The organism is Cognaticolwellia mytili (genome assembly GCF_002104475.1).
Classification (GTDB): Bacteria; Pseudomonadota; Gammaproteobacteria; order Enterobacterales; family Alteromonadaceae; genus Cognaticolwellia; species Cognaticolwellia mytili.
Genome location: NZ_NBOF01000002.1, coordinates 57679 through 71840, shown reverse-complemented (window position 1 = coordinate 71840; position 14162 = coordinate 57679). Strand labels below are relative to the sequence as shown.

At 38.4% G+C, this 14162-nt stretch carries 11 protein-coding genes; 9 read left to right on the top strand and 2 right to left on the bottom strand.

Translation table 11 applies throughout. The annotated features are described in order from the left end of the window. Window positions 1-31: 31 nt before the first annotated feature. Together lolD and lolE are read left to right on the top strand one after the other, a co-directional pair. A complete protein-coding gene (lolD, locus tag B7C41_RS05295; RefSeq protein ID WP_085298621.1) occupies window positions 32-784 on the top strand; it encodes a lipoprotein-releasing ABC transporter ATP-binding protein LolD in 753 nt (250 codons plus the stop codon). Then, window positions 785-2050, top strand: coding sequence for a lipoprotein-releasing ABC transporter permease subunit LolE (lolE, locus tag B7C41_RS05290; RefSeq protein ID WP_085297771.1), 1266 nt, complete (start codon window positions 785-787; stop codon window positions 2048-2050). 111 nt (window positions 2051-2161) lie between these two features. Here lolE and B7C41_RS05285 read toward each other — a convergent pair whose 3' ends face one another. After that, the gene (locus B7C41_RS05285; RefSeq protein ID WP_085297770.1) at window positions 2162-2680 is read right to left on the bottom strand and encodes a DUF2062 domain-containing protein; all 519 of its coding nucleotides are present in this window, start codon (window positions 2678-2680) and stop codon (window positions 2162-2164) included. A gap of 81 nt (window positions 2681-2761) precedes the next feature. On the opposite strand from B7C41_RS05285, the gene B7C41_RS05280 reads away from it, so the two are divergent. The 5 genes from B7C41_RS05280 to kdsB all read left to right on the top strand — a co-directional run bounded on the left by B7C41_RS05280 (window position 2762) and on the right by kdsB (window position 9296). Further along, window positions 2762-5170 carry a DNA internalization-related competence protein ComEC/Rec2 gene (locus B7C41_RS05280; protein WP_158089087.1) on the top strand — a complete coding sequence of 803 codons (2409 nt, stop codon included), beginning with the start codon at window positions 2762-2764 and terminating at the stop codon, window positions 5168-5170. Window positions 5171-5291: 121 nt separating this feature from the next. Beyond that, window positions 5292-7052, top strand: coding sequence for a lipid A export permease/ATP-binding protein MsbA (gene msbA, locus B7C41_RS05275; protein ID WP_085297768.1), 1761 nt, complete (start codon window positions 5292-5294; stop codon window positions 7050-7052). A gap of 70 nt (window positions 7053-7122) precedes the next feature. Beyond that, a complete protein-coding gene (gene lpxK, locus B7C41_RS05270; protein WP_085297767.1) occupies window positions 7123-8172 on the top strand; it encodes a tetraacyldisaccharide 4'-kinase in 1050 nt (349 codons plus the stop codon). Window positions 8173-8306: 134 nt separating this feature from the next. Further along, window positions 8307-8489 carry a Trm112 family protein gene (locus B7C41_RS05265; protein ID WP_085297766.1) on the top strand — a complete coding sequence of 61 codons (183 nt, stop codon included), beginning with the start codon at window positions 8307-8309 and terminating at the stop codon, window positions 8487-8489. A 42-nt stretch (window positions 8490-8531) separates the two neighbouring features. Further along, a complete protein-coding gene (kdsB, locus tag B7C41_RS05260; protein ID WP_085297765.1) occupies window positions 8532-9296 on the top strand; it encodes a 3-deoxy-manno-octulosonate cytidylyltransferase in 765 nt (254 codons plus the stop codon). Window positions 9297-9365: 69 nt separating this feature from the next. On the opposite strand, the gene pepN is transcribed toward kdsB, so the two are convergent. Beyond that, on the bottom strand, window positions 9366-12092 hold the full coding sequence (gene pepN, locus B7C41_RS05255) for an aminopeptidase N (protein ID WP_085297764.1): 2727 nt from the start codon (window positions 12090-12092) through the stop codon (window positions 9366-9368). 949 nt (window positions 12093-13041) lie between these two features. Here pepN and B7C41_RS05250 point away from each other — a divergent pair. Next, the gene (locus B7C41_RS05250) at window positions 13042-13818 is read left to right on the top strand and encodes an AzlC family ABC transporter permease (protein WP_085297763.1); all 777 of its coding nucleotides are present in this window, start codon (window positions 13042-13044) and stop codon (window positions 13816-13818) included. After that, the gene (locus B7C41_RS05245) at window positions 13818-14132 is read left to right on the top strand and encodes an AzlD domain-containing protein (protein ID WP_085298620.1); all 315 of its coding nucleotides are present in this window, start codon (window positions 13818-13820) and stop codon (window positions 14130-14132) included. The genes B7C41_RS05250 and B7C41_RS05245 overlap by 1 nt, the downstream gene beginning before the upstream one ends. Window positions 14133-14162 lie beyond the last annotated feature (30 nt).

The window sequence follows — 14162 nt, the reverse complement described above, 5'->3', positions numbered from 1 at the left end:
TCTAAACTTAAATAAAAGTGAAATTAATAACATGGTAGAAAAAAGTGAATTAGCCTTAGGTTTAGAGTGCCGAAAATTAAGCAAAGTTTATCAGCAAGGCGCGATTAAAACTCAAGTGCTAATGGGATTGGACTTAGCAATAAAAGCAGGCGAACTTGTCGCTATTGTTGGAAGCTCAGGATGCGGTAAAAGTACGTTTTTACATTTGGCAGGAGCGTTAGATGCCCCTAGCTCTGGCGAGGTATTAATCAATGGTGTTGATATTCACCAACTAACTGAAAAGCAACGAGCAAAATTTCGTAATCAGCATATTGGTTTCATATACCAGTTTCATCATTTGATGATGGAGTTTACCGCAGAAGAAAACGTCGCTATGCCGCTGTTGATACGCGGTGATAGACCTAAAGCAGCCTTATCACAAGCTAAAGCTATGTTAGAGCAAGTTGGTTTGGCACATCGTGGTCACCATCGTCCCTCTGAACTGTCTGGTGGTGAACGTCAGCGTGTTGCTATTGCCAGAGCATTAGTGACTAAGCCTTCATTGGTGCTAGCTGATGAGCCAACAGGAAATTTAGATTTTGATACCGCTGAAAAAATATATCAATTGTTAAAAGAATTAAACCGCACGGTAAACACTAGCTTCGTGATTGTTACCCATGACTTAACGCTAGCGGCGAAAATGGAGCGTCAATTACGTTTAGAGCACGGTTGTTTAAAACCGCTTGCGGGTATTGTGAAAAACGAAGTAATTGAAAATGAAACGGTGAAGAGTGGGGAAGGCTAAGTGTTGAAACCGTTAAGTATATTTATTGGTTTACGTTATGTGCGGAGTCGTCAGAGTGAAGGCTTCTCATCATTTATATCGGCCTCTTCTACTTTTGGCATTGCTATTGGCGTTATGGTACTTATTGTCGGCCTTTCTGCGATGAATGGTTTTGAAAAAGCGCTAGCAAAGCATTTATTATCTATTGTTCCGCATGGCGAAATTGTTGGGGTGAATGAACCAATTGATGATTGGCACCAAAATGTAGCTCGTATACAACGACATCAGCAGGTAGTTGCTGCTGCGCCATTCATCAAAACTCAAGCTATGATGCAAAATAGCGACCAGCTAAAAGGTGTGGAAATTCGCGGTGTAGATATTTCACTTGAACAGCAAGTATCGGCTATATCCACTTATATGACAGCAGGAAAGTGGCAAGATTTAGCACAAAAGAATAGCGTTATTATTGGCGCGGGTATTGCCAGAAAATTATCTGTTAAGGTTGGTGATAACGTACAATTACTATTGCCGCCACCAAGTCGCAGTCAAGCGGGGAATAGTGCTGTTAAGCAATTTCCTATACCAATGAAACAACAAGCAAGGGTGGTCGGGGTATTTAAATTTGGCGGCACAGTAGATGATACTCAAGCATTTATCAACTTAGCGATGGCAAGTAAACTGCTGGATTATAAGCAAGGTGAAGCACAAGGTATTCGTTTAAAAGTAAATGATGTTTTTTCAGCGCCACAAATTGTTCGAAATGTTATGTTCAACTTAGATTCTTATGTTTATATGCTCGATTGGACTCGTAGCCATGGACATCTATTTAATGATATCCAATTGGTGCGGTTGGTAATGTTGATCGCTTTAGTCTTGGTGATAGCTGTCGCGAGTTTTAATATTGTTTCAACGCTCATAATGGCAGTAAACGAAAAAAAATCTGATATCGCTATTTTAAAAACTATGGGCGCTAAACCAAGCACCATAATGGCCAGTTTTATGTTTCAAGGCCTTATAAACGGTATTTTGGGCTGCTTTATTGGAACTTGCTTTGGTATATTAATTTCATTGAATTTAACGGAAATAATTCAAACAATAGAAAGTATGCTTTCGGTTCAATTTTTGTCTGCTGATGTTTACTTTATTGATTATTTGCCAACGGTATTACGTGAAGAAGATGTAATTACTACGGTAATTATAGCTTTGATAATGAGCTTACTTGCCACTATTTATCCTGCGTGGCGAGCAACCAAAGTAGAACCTGCGCAAGTCTTGGGGCAAACATAATAGACTCGTGAGTAATTGGTCTATCTCCATGACATTAGTTATTTATCATCAGTATAAAAAATCAGACCTAGTGTCTGATTTTTTGTTTTTAACAAGCTGATCAAATACTTACTATTTGTTTCTGCTAGCTTGCCGTTTTCGCCACTCACGCGCAACTGAAAAACGCCATAAACTATTAATAGTTATATAGCCTAAGATGGCAAAAGCAGTCGCTAAGAAACCACAACCAATGATGAACGCTGGGCCAATGGTCGACACACTATCAACTAACCATTGCCAACTTGCTTCAAACACAAACTCACCTGCAGGCGCGCCAATAACCCAAGTACCAACCAAGTAACAAAAATAAAAAATTGCTGGCATTGTTAATGGGTTGGTGATCCAAACTAAGGCGATTGATAAGGGCAAATTGGCATGTACTATAATTGCAAAGCCAGCTGATAAAACCATTTGAAATGGCACAGGCATAAACGCAAAAAATAATCCGACAGCGAAAGCTTTACTGACGGAACGACGATTTAAGTGCCATAAATTAGCATTATGCAGCAAGTCACCAAAAATCTGTAAATGCTTATTATTTTTTATCGTTTGATGATCGGGCATCAGGCGTTTAATCATTTTTTTTGGCATAAATTTACTTAACTTATAATTTATAAATGGAAATTGCTCACTATGGAATGGTGGCTGCTAACCTTTTTTCTAGGTACTATTTTGTCACTATTCATAGCGATAGTGCCAGAGTTTTCTTTATTGTGCTTGATCTTATCCTTTTCTATATTGTTATTGCTAATAAAGCAGTGTCGACCCATTGGGTTAATGCTTTTAGGTGCTTGTTGGGTTTTGATTGCCGCAAACCAATATCAAAGTAAGTTATCTGAAAATAACATTGTCTTAGAAACGTTACAAAAAAAAACTGCTGTTATTCGTGGGGCAGTAATAGATATTGTTCATCAAAAACCAAATAGCAATCGTTTTAATTTTCTAGTTAGTCACTGGCAAGGCAGTAAGCTTAAGGTCCCTTTTATTGTTAGGCTAAATTGGAAAGTACCGACAAAAAAACTGTTACAAGGACAGCAATGGCAGTTAGCGGTAAAGCTTAAACCCGCGCATGGTTTGGCAAATGTTGGCGGCTTTAATTATCAGGTTTGGCTAAGGCATAAAGGGATTGTTGCTACAGGCTATGTTAAAGCTGTTAGCTTGAAAAAAATTAAAAAGCGTGGGGTCGTCAATAATATATTAATTGCTGAAGATACTTCTTGGCGGCAGTTATTATATCAAAAATTTTCTGCGCTTGTGTCTGAAAAGCCGCTAGGGGGCTTACTTCTCGCTTTAGGGTTTGGTGAGCGTGGCGAATTAACTAAAGAGCAGTGGCATGTTTTAACGACAACTGCCACGATACATTTGATTGCTATTTCAGGGCTGCATATCGGTATTATCGCGCTTTTCAGTTTAATCCTTGCTCGTGCTCTTTTTAAAACTTTGCCTTTCTACACTTTTTTATCTGACAAACAAAGCATTAGATTGATGCGCACTAATGTTAAATATTTACCAATTCTTGTTAGTTGCTTTATGGCATGGTACTACGCCTACTTAGCTGGCTACTCTATACCGACTTTACGCGCACTAGTGATGCTTTTTATGTTTTGGCTATTAAAAGCAGGTGCGATTAATGTTTCACTAATCCGTTGGCTATTACTGACTATTTTAGTCATTTTGTTACTTTGGCCTTTAAGTTTGTTGAGCGCTAGCTTTTGGCTGTCAATCAGTGCACTCAGTATTATCTTTGCTACCTCTTCGCGTTTTTTAAGCAAAGTGAATTTACCTGATGAACACAGTAGTGAAAATAAAATACTTGATACTGCTAATGTATCTAGCCAATATTCTGAGCATACACGTTGGAGGAAATATAAATCGAAATTTTACCACTGGTGTAAAGCGCTGTTTGTTATTCAGTTGGCATTGACTGTGTGTATGTTACCTATCTCTGCATTATTGAATTACCAGTTGCCACTGCTTGCATTTTTCGCAAATATTATCGCCGTACCGCTAATGAGTATGACAACAATACCACTTACGCTTCTGGCCGTTATTACGTTGCCAATAAGTGAGATGATAAGTCAGTTTTTTTTAGAATTAGCGCATTTAAGTTTGGTGTTTATTTGGCAGTGGCTTAGCTATATTGCAGAGATTAGTTGGGCGCAAGTAAGTGTTTCGAATATAGAGTTAGCATTTATATTTTTGACAGTTACGGGGGCTTTCTTAATGTTATATTTTCGTATGAGCAGAGTTTACTCAATATTGATTGTTGGCTTTATCGTTACTGTGTTTTCTCTTGAACTGATAACAGATAAAACAGCTCAGCACTGGCAACTTTCAATATTTGATGTCGGTCATGGCCTGGCTGTTGTTATCGAAAAGAATCAACGTGCTTTCATTTATGATACCGGTGCCCGTTATCCAAGTGGTTTTAATATGGCACAAGCCGCGATATTGCCATATTTAAAATATCAGGGTTATCAAACGATTGATGGCGTTATTATTAGCCATAACGACAATGATCATGCAGGAGGTTTGCGTTATTTACGCGAGCAAATGCCTATTTATAGCGTTATCGCCAATGATTTTTCATTAGTGCCTAATAGCCATTGTTTATTGGGAGAAGGTTTTACTTGGCAAGGTTTACACTTTGAAATGCTATCACCAAGTCAGCTTAAAGGTGACAAAAATGATGATTCTTGTGTCGTGGTTATTAGTGATGGTTTCCATCGGGTGCTACTACCCGGTGATATATCGTCAAAGCAAGAAAAGCGACTGTTGAATAACAATGAGGTGAGAGAAAAACTCGCTAGTGATATTTTGATTGCACCGCACCATGGCTCTAAATCATCTTCAAATGCTACTTTTCTGTCTGCTGTTGCACCAAAGTATGCGGTATTTAGTGCAGGTTACCTGAATCGTTGGAAGATGCCATCAGCGCCAATATTAAAACGTTACCATAGTCAAAATATTGAGACATTTAATACCGCAGAATTAGGTATGATAAAATTTATGTTCACCCCTTTGAATATCAAACCATTGAGTTATCGAAAGGATTTTAAACCTTATTGGTTTGTTAATTGAATCATAAACATTGAATTATTCCAGAGTGACGCCATTTAATAAGTTGGTTGATTTGCAAAATAGCGCTAAAATGCTGTCGCAATTCATCACTACATTTTTTGATAACGCATTGAGAGCATAAATGTCGACAAAACCATCGCAAGCGGCAACAAAAATAAGTACCTGGCAGACCTTTGTGCGTTTAATGGGGTACGCTAAAGCTTATAAAGTAGGTTTTTTACTCTCAATATTGGGTATGTTGACCTATGCTGGTATAGATTTGCTATTTCTTTCAAAGCTGCAACCTTTAATTGATGATGGTTTAACTGGGGCTGATCCAAACTTTATGAAGTGGGCGCCAATATTTGTTATTTCTTGCTTTTTAATTCGTGGCATTAGCCATTTTATAGCGAATTATTTTTTAGCTTGGGTTGGTAATAATGTTGTATCTGATCTTCGCCAGCATATTTTTGAACATGTCATTTCTATGCCTGTGGCATTTCATGATCATGTTTCGACAGGTACGTTAATATCTAAATTAACTTTTGATACTGAGCAGGTGCTAAATGCTACAAGTAAAGCCTTACTAACCCTGGTACAGCAAGGTGTTTTTGTCTTTGGTCTGATTGGGCTGATGTTCTATCATAGCTGGCAGTTGTCATTGATATTCTTACTCATCGTGCCGCTAATTGCTTTTATTATCACATATGTTTCAAAACGATTTCGTCAAGTCAGTAAAAAAATTCAAGGGGCAATGGGGGAGGTTACTTCTTCTGCTGAGCAAACGTTTAATGGCCATAAAGTGGTGTTAACCTTTGATGGTCAACAGCGAGAATCGGATCGCTTTAGTCGTATTAACAAGAATAATCGACAACAACGAATGAAAATGATTTCAGCTCGTGCAGCGAGTGTTCCTCTCATTCAAATTATTGCCTCATTTGCACTCGCATTTATTCTATATGCAGTAACTACACCTGAAATGGCTGATATTAAGCCTGGGGTATTTATTGCGGTAGTCACTTATATGACTATGTTGATGAACCCTTTAAAACAGCTAACAAATGTTAACAGTGAATTTCAAAAAGGTATGGCGGCAAGTGTTAGTATTTTTGATGTGCTTGACCAAGAAACTGAACAAGATACCGGGACTATTGCCTTAGAACGCGCACAAGGAACACTAGCCTTTAAGCAGGTAAACTTCTTTTACAATGAACAAGATGAAAAACAAGCGCTAACTGATCTAACATTCTCTGCCAATGTTGGGGAAACGGTTGCATTAGTTGGACGCTCAGGTAGTGGTAAGTCAACCGCAAGTGCTTTATTACTGCGATTTTATAACGCCACAACAGGTAAAGTGCTAATCGATGGTAGAAATATTACTGATTATAAGTTGAAAGATTTACGTCGACAGTTTGCTTATGTTTCTCAACAGGTTGTGCTGTTTAATGACTCTATCGCTAATAACATTGCCTATGGCAAACCTGAAGCAACGCTTGCAGAAATTGAAAATGCGGCGCGTAAAGCTCATGTGATGGAATTTGTTGCAGGTTTACCCGAAGGTTTAGATACTAATATCGGTGATAATGGTGCAATGCTCTCGGGGGGGCAACGACAACGTGTCGCTATTGCTCGTGCGTTACTATGTGATGCGCCGTTCTTAATTTTAGATGAAGCAACCAGTGCTTTAGATACAGAGTCTGAACGTCATATTCAGGATGCATTGAGCATATTACAAAAAGACCGTACTTGTATTGTTATTGCTCACCGTCTATCCACTATAGAAAGTGCCGATAAAATAATTGTTATGGACCAAGGGAAAATTAAAGAGCAAGGTGATCATCAAACATTATTAGCGTTAGATGGCGCGTATGCCCAATTGCATAAATTTCAGTTTGGCGCCTAACGTAGATGCTATTCAGTCAATGTGCTTATTTAAATATCCCGAGTTTTAATCAACAATGTGTTACTAAACTATGCGATTAATTGAAAAAGTATGGTTTCAAGGGCATTGGGCAAAGTGGCTTATGGTGCCATTGTTATTACCGTTAACGCTTATTTTTGCTGTGATAAGCTTTGGCCGCCGTATCGCGTTTAGTTTTGGTTTATTGAAATCATTTAAAGTGTCGGTACCCGTAGTTGTTGTTGGTAATATTGGTATTGGTGGCAATGGTAAAACTCCTGTCACTTTATACTTAGTAGAACAGTTAACCGCGAAAGGCTTAAAGGTTGGTGTCGTCAGTCGTGGTTATGGCTCAAAAGCACCGTATTACCCCTATCAAGTTAGCGAAGAAAGTAGCGCAGAACAAGCAGGCGATGAGCCTTTGTTAATATTTCAGCGCAGTGGTATTCCTGTTGTTATTGGTGCAGATAGAGTGAAAGGTTGCCAGAAATTAATCGAGCTAGGTTGTGAAATTATTATTGCTGATGATGGCTTGCAACATTACCGATTAAAGAGAGACTTTGAGCTTATTGTTGTTGATGGTAAACGTTTATTTGGTAATGGTTTACTGTTGCCAGCAGGCCCTCTAAGAGAAACTACAAATAGAATAGCCCGCGCAGATTGCGTTATCGTCAATGGTGAAAGTCAGTGGTTAGCACAAGCTAAAAACTTAGTTCCCTCAATAGCGCATATGCAATTAAGTGCTAGCAAAGTGGTGAATGTTAAAACGGGTATTAGTATTGATTTGGCTGTCTTTTTAGCAAAAAACTTAATAGGAAATCAGAAGGTTAATGCGTTTGCCGGCATCGGCGATCCACAGCGTTTTTTTAATACGCTTGAACTCTATGGTTTTACCTTAAATATAGCTAAGGGTTTTGTTGATCATCAAGCCTTTTCTGCTGAAGATTTGCAACCATTTCCAAATGATACGCCGTTATTGATGACAGAAAAAGATGCGGTAAAATGCGCTACTTTTTCTCAAGATAATTTTTGGTATTTGCCTGTTGATGCAATATTTACCGAAAATAATAATGATTCATCGATAGCAACAGCAATAGATAAAATTGCCATGTTAGCGCATTAGCCAGCGGCGCTAGTAAGATATAAAAGTTAGCTGGATTGATATATAGCATTTAAAACTTGGTGAGTGTTCATCAAGTGCACGATAGTAAATTAGCAATAAAGTTAAGAAATATAATTCATTTAAGAGAGAGTGTTATGGCGTTTGATACTAAGTTAATGGAAATCCTTGCGTGTCCTGTATGTAAAGGGAAGTTAGAGCATAATAAAGAACAGAAAGAGCTGATCTGTAAGTTCGACCGTTTGGCTTATGCAATAGAAAAAGACATTCCAGTCTTACTTGAAAGTGAAGCTCGCCGCATTACAGAAGATGATGCATAACGTTGAAAAGTAATGTTAGCAAAATAGATTAATGAGGTTTTTATGTCGTTTGTAGTTGTGATCCCTGCACGATTTGAGTCGTCACGTTTACCGGGTAAGGTATTAGCTGATATTGCTGGTAAACCTATGATCCAATGGGTTGTAGAAAAAGCGTTAGCCAGTGGTGCAAAGCAAGTTATTGTGGCAACAGACAATGATGAAGTCGCTCGCGTAGTAGAAAGTTTTGGTGGTGAAGTTTGTAAAACTCGCGCCGATCACCAATCAGGTACTGAACGCCTTGCTGAAGTGATGGAAACTTATCAGTTTGCTGATGAGCAAGTTATTGTTAATGTGCAAGGTGATGAACCCTTTATTCCGGTTGAGAATATTGCACAAGTAGCGGCTAATTTATCGAGCCAAAACCAAGCTCGTATGGCAACATTAGCCATGGCCATTACTGATGTTGCTGAAGCATTAAACCCAAATGCAGTTAAAGTGCTTTGTGATAGAAGTGGTTATGCAATGTACTTTAGTCGCGCGACGATTCCTTATGATCGTGAACGTTTTCTTAATAACGATAATATTGATGAAATTGGTGACTTTTATCTCCGTCATATTGGTATTTATGCCTACCGAGCTGGGTTTATTAAAGATTACGTACAATGGCCAGCGAGTCAGCTTGAGCAAACAGAATCACTCGAGCAGCTACGAGTGCTGTGGCAAGGTGAGAAAATTCATGTTGCCGTTGCGAAAACGCGTTTAGAAGTTGAGGGTGTTGATACGCCTGAAGATCTAGAAAAAGCGCGTATTTACGCAAAATCGATATAAAATAAAAAATATTTCCCCTAAACATTAAAAAGAGGCTTATAGCCTCTTTTTAATGTGCTTACGTGATAGCTACTTATTTAAAAGCTTAAGTGCTTTTATACAGCGGCCAATATCTTGATGTGATGCTTTAACACTTTTTAGTGCTTGCGGTTTCATATCTTTGTATTCAACAACTAAAGCAGCAAGTTCTTTTTCGCTTTCAGGTGTACATTGCGCAGGTAAAAGACTACCCGTGAATGAGCCTAGAAGAGATAAGTCACTACCTTCATTAAGCTTAGGTATGTGGGCAAGTATCCTTGCCTTATATGGTGTTTCTAATGCTTGTTGTTCGGATGGGAACAAGCCCCACATAATATAACGCAAGGTTGAAAGTTTTAATTTTTCTGGGTTATTCACAACGACATTAAACCACTTCTCTTTGGTTTCTGCCTCAGGACGTAAAACTTCAGCATAAATTGCATTTTTCACACCGGTATCAGAATTATCTTTTACTTGTTCTGCCGTTAATAGTGCTTGGTAGTTGCCATGCTGGTAACGGTTCATTTTCGCTATCAGTGTCCAGCGTTTATCTTGGTCAATTGTTAAACCAGAAAAACTCATCTCACCATGTAAAATGTTTTGCAAATTAGCTAAGTGCTTACTATTTTTAACGACACTGACATAGCGACCATACCAAAGTTTTTGAAAGTCAGAACCTGCTTCAGCGTTTTGTAACAATGACAGGTATAAATCTTCAACTTCTTGATAAAGCGCTGAGTAATCGTTTTGTTTTAAGCGTGTTGCTGTTGTTAAATAACCTAAAGCTGAGGTTAAGCTACTGGCAATTTTTCGCACCACATTATAGTCTTTCTCATCAGCAATGTTAGCAATAGCAAAGTTGACGAATTTGTCGGCAGCAAGGTTGGCATCGTTAACGCTGTCAGACAAACTCTGCCATAGCATTAAGCGCATGGTGGTGTTGTCTATCGTATTAATATGCTTTTGGACGGCGTCAAGTGACTTGTCATCTAAGTCAACTTTAACATAGCCCCAATCGGCTTCATTTGGGTAAACTAAATCAGGACAAATTTTACCGATAATATCTTTTATTTCTGTTGTTGCGCCTTTGTATAACACAGGTGTCGCTGAAGACAATGTCATGCCATTTTCACTACTATTATATAGACCAATCTTTACTCGTTGTTCACGCAATGTAGGGTAACCATCGGGAGCTGATTGCTTTATGGAAAATTGGCTTATTTTATCGTCTTTACATTGATAATTTACTTTGATGGTGTTTAAGCCGGCGTTATATAACCAATCTTGTGTCCACTGCGTCATGTCTTTACCGGCAGCTTTGCCAAGCTCACCGATAAAGTCATCAAGATCGGTGTTTTTATAAGAAAACTTTTTCAAGTAATTACTTACACCGATACGAAAGTTTTCTTCGCCTAAATAATACGGCAACTGCTTAAGTACTGAAGCACCTTTACCGTAGGTAATACCGTCAAAGTTGCTCAATGCGACGCCTGTTGAAGCAACAGGTAGTTCGATTGCATGCGTATTAACCGAGTCATCACTGCGATAAGCCCATTGTTTCGTACCGGAATAAAAAACATCCCAGGTGTTTTCAAAGTCACTTGCTTCTGATACAGCAAGGTTTGCCATGTAAGTCGCAAAACTTTCGTTTAGCCATAAGCCATTCCACCAGCGCATGGTGACGAGATCGCCAAACCACATATGGGCCATTTCATGGGCGATAACATTAGCTAAACTCATTTTTGCTTGCGTAGACTTTTCACCGCGAGCGATATAGCCTTCATTAAAAGTAACAGCAGCAACGTTTTCCATTGCCCCAGCATTAAAGTCAGGAGCCACGACTTGGTCATATTTTACAAAAGGATATCTAACATCGAAGTACTTATTGAAAAAGGCAAAGCTTTGCTTAGTTGGCTTGAACCATTCTTCTGTTTTGACATATTCAGCTAAGCTTTGGCGAGCAAATAAACGTAGTGGAATATCTTCAAAACTATCTTCCCAAACTGCGTAGTTACCAGCATGTAATGAGAAAACATAAGATGAGAATTTAGCAGAAGCAGGGAATGCCCATTGCTTAGTTTCGCCATTTTCTGTAATTGCTGTTTCACGAGTTGCACTAATAATTTGCCAGTGTGCTGGCGCATTTACGTTAAGCGTATAGGTTGCTTTTAAATCTGGTTGATCAAAATGTGGGAATAAACGGTTGGCATCATAAGGTTCAAAATCTGTGTATAAATAGACTTCACCATTCTCAGGGTCTACAAAGCGATGAAAACCTGAGCCGTCTGTGGCATAAGGACGCTCGTAAGCAATTTCAATGACATTTTTCCCCGAAGACAACTCGCTAGCAGGTACGGTAATAAACCATTTTTTATAGGTAAACTGTGCGGGTTTTCCATTTACTTTCAGTGATGAAATACTACCTTCATCAAAATCAATGGTTAGGTCGTTGATATTGTTTTTATTTAGCTGAAAATTAAGTGTCGATACACCTGAAAAACTTTCGCTTTTATTGTCAATTGTTATTGCTAAATCATAGTTTACGTTACTGACTTGTTCAGCGCGCATTTCTGCGTAATCAGCATTAAGCGATTCGCTTAGTTGACGTACAGTGCTAGTGGCTGGTTTTTGTGATTGCTCTGCGGCTTTCATTTCTGAGACTGCTGTTTTTTCTGATTTATTATCAGTGCAGCCAGTTAAAGTCGCTGTAACGGCAACAGCAGAAGATAATAGTGCAATATTAACGGCTTTGGCCAAAATCGACGCTTGGTTATTCATACTACATTAATTCCTTTTTATATTTATAATTGAAGTGATGCAATAAATGTTATTAACATTTTTTATACATTTTAGTGATGCGGTATTTATATCATTTTATTGATACTTAAAAACCTTGAACCATCTTGTTTATCAGTAGACTCATCTGATAGCTAAGAGTTAAGTGCTTTTAATAGGACATTTGCCCAGAAAAGTTATAAGTAGACTTACCGTTTTTCAATTCAGCATTTTTTTATCAAAGTAAAATGCTGAATTCTTACTAAGTTTTAACTCGATAGTCATAAGTAGCGCTTCTTGCTCCTATATTGTAGTTGTACTATTTCGAGTAATAGATAGTTCCTCTAGAGGGAACTGCAACTCTAGCTTTCCTTGTGAATCATTAAGGCTTAAGTCTAACCCAGTATATACCCAAGCGACTTCAAAATTCTCGTTTCAGGACATATGAGCGAATCATGAACAAGGCGTGTATTTTATCAATGATTATTCCCTTAATGAACTACATAACGATGAACATGATTTGCTCAGACGTCCCAGGCTGGCTGGTTTAGAAACGCTTTATACATCGTTATTGGTTTTGACAATAGGATAACTATTATCTTCAATCAATGCCTTGCCTAAAGGCGTTTCTAATTCCAGCTGAATCCTGCATTTTGAAGTGGCTTGGGTATAAATCAATAGCAACAAATTCATTGACCGTTATCTTCGCTCTAATATCCGATGGTTTAATGGTTATCGAGCTTTGTTCATCAAAGCTTGAAAATTTAGCATAGTTGATAATGGCACACTGGAATAGGCGGCTAATGTACAGGTAATTACCAGAGTAGTTATTATGGTAATCAATACAGTGAATCTTTGTTGTATAAAGAAGCCATGATAATTGATTAAGAAAATGTATTTTAAGTTCCAATAGCGTAGCATAATCGTTCAATTTGTTTAGGTTGGTTAATTAATGAGTTTGACGAAACGAGATGCGGCTTGGTTAATGACCAAAAAGGGCTTTTTAGACATGCTGCCGTTAAATCTTGCAGTATTACCATGGGGAATCCTGTGCGGCTCGCTTGCTATACAACGTGACTTCTCAGTGCTTGAAGCGCTATTAATGCCCTTGGTGGTGTTTGCTGGCTCTGCTCAGCTTGTGGCAATTGAACTGATGGCAAATAATGCTTCACTAGCGACTGTTTTGTTTACTACCTTAGTGATCAGCTCTCGACACTTTTTATATGGCCTAGCATTGCGTGATAAGTTAAAAGTTTTGCCAACTAGCTGGCGCTACTCACTTGGTTTTTTGTTAACGGATGAGTTGTTTGCCTTATCGGGTAACAGCAAAGCCTTTGTCGGCAAACTGCGGTTAATTTATGCCTTAGTCGCTGGTGGTAGTTTCTATCTATTTTGGCTGCTTTGGAATGTTACCGGTATTGTTGCAGGCAGCTATTTACCCGATTTAACCCAGTTAGGTTTAGACTTTGCCATTGCAGTCACCTTTATCGCTTTAGTAGTGCCAACCGTTACTAATTTTCCTATGCTTATTACCGTTTTTGTTGCGGCATTATTGTCAGTATTGTTTAAGCTATTACATTTCGAATTAGACTTGGTGGCTGCGGCTATTATTGCGATGTATTGTGGTTACTTAACGGATCGCTGGCAATGTCGAAATCAACTAGCTAAACATGGTTTAAGTACAAAAAAAGCGTTGAATGATATAAATAAAGGTGGTGGGAAGTCATGATATTACTGACAATTTTTTTAATGGCAGTGATTACTTTTGGTACGCGATATTTATTTACTCATCCAAGCTTGCCTATTCGGTTGGGACCTAAAGTAGCTAAATTTCTAAGCTATAGTGCGCCTGCGGTGTTAACCGCAATTTGGGTGCCGATAATTTTCGTGCAACAAGGGCAGTTAAACTTGTCGATAACCAACCCTTATTTTATTGCGGCATCTTTTGCCGTGATCACGGCAGCAAAGAGTAAAAGCATTTATTTAACCATGTTTGCAGGGCTAATCACCTTTATCTTGAGCCGTTACGTTCAGATGATGTAGTTAGCAATAAAGCGTTAATAATTTAGTGAT

Bases quoted from the DNA above. Each gene is read 5' to 3' on its own strand.
- B7C41_RS05285 (WP_085297770.1), bottom strand. From the start codon at position 2,680: ATGCCAAAAAAAATGATTAAACGCCTGATGCCCGATCATCAAACGATA.
- B7C41_RS05265 (WP_085297766.1), top strand. From the start codon at position 8,307: ATGGCGTTTGATACTAAGTTAATGGAAATCCTTGCGTGTCCTGTATGT.
- pepN (WP_085297764.1), bottom strand. From the start codon at position 12,092: ATGAATAACCAAGCGTCGATTTTGGCCAAAGCCGTTAATATTGCACTA.
- kdsB (WP_085297765.1), top strand. From the start codon at position 8,532: ATGTCGTTTGTAGTTGTGATCCCTGCACGATTTGAGTCGTCACGTTTA.
- B7C41_RS05250 (WP_085297763.1), top strand. From the start codon at position 13,042: ATGAGTTTGACGAAACGAGATGCGGCTTGGTTAATGACCAAAAAGGGC.
- lpxK (WP_085297767.1), top strand. From the start codon at position 7,123: ATGCGATTAATTGAAAAAGTATGGTTTCAAGGGCATTGGGCAAAGTGG.
- lolD (WP_085298621.1), top strand. From the start codon at position 32: ATGGTAGAAAAAAGTGAATTAGCCTTAGGTTTAGAGTGCCGAAAATTA.
- msbA (WP_085297768.1), top strand. From the start codon at position 5,292: ATGTCGACAAAACCATCGCAAGCGGCAACAAAAATAAGTACCTGGCAG.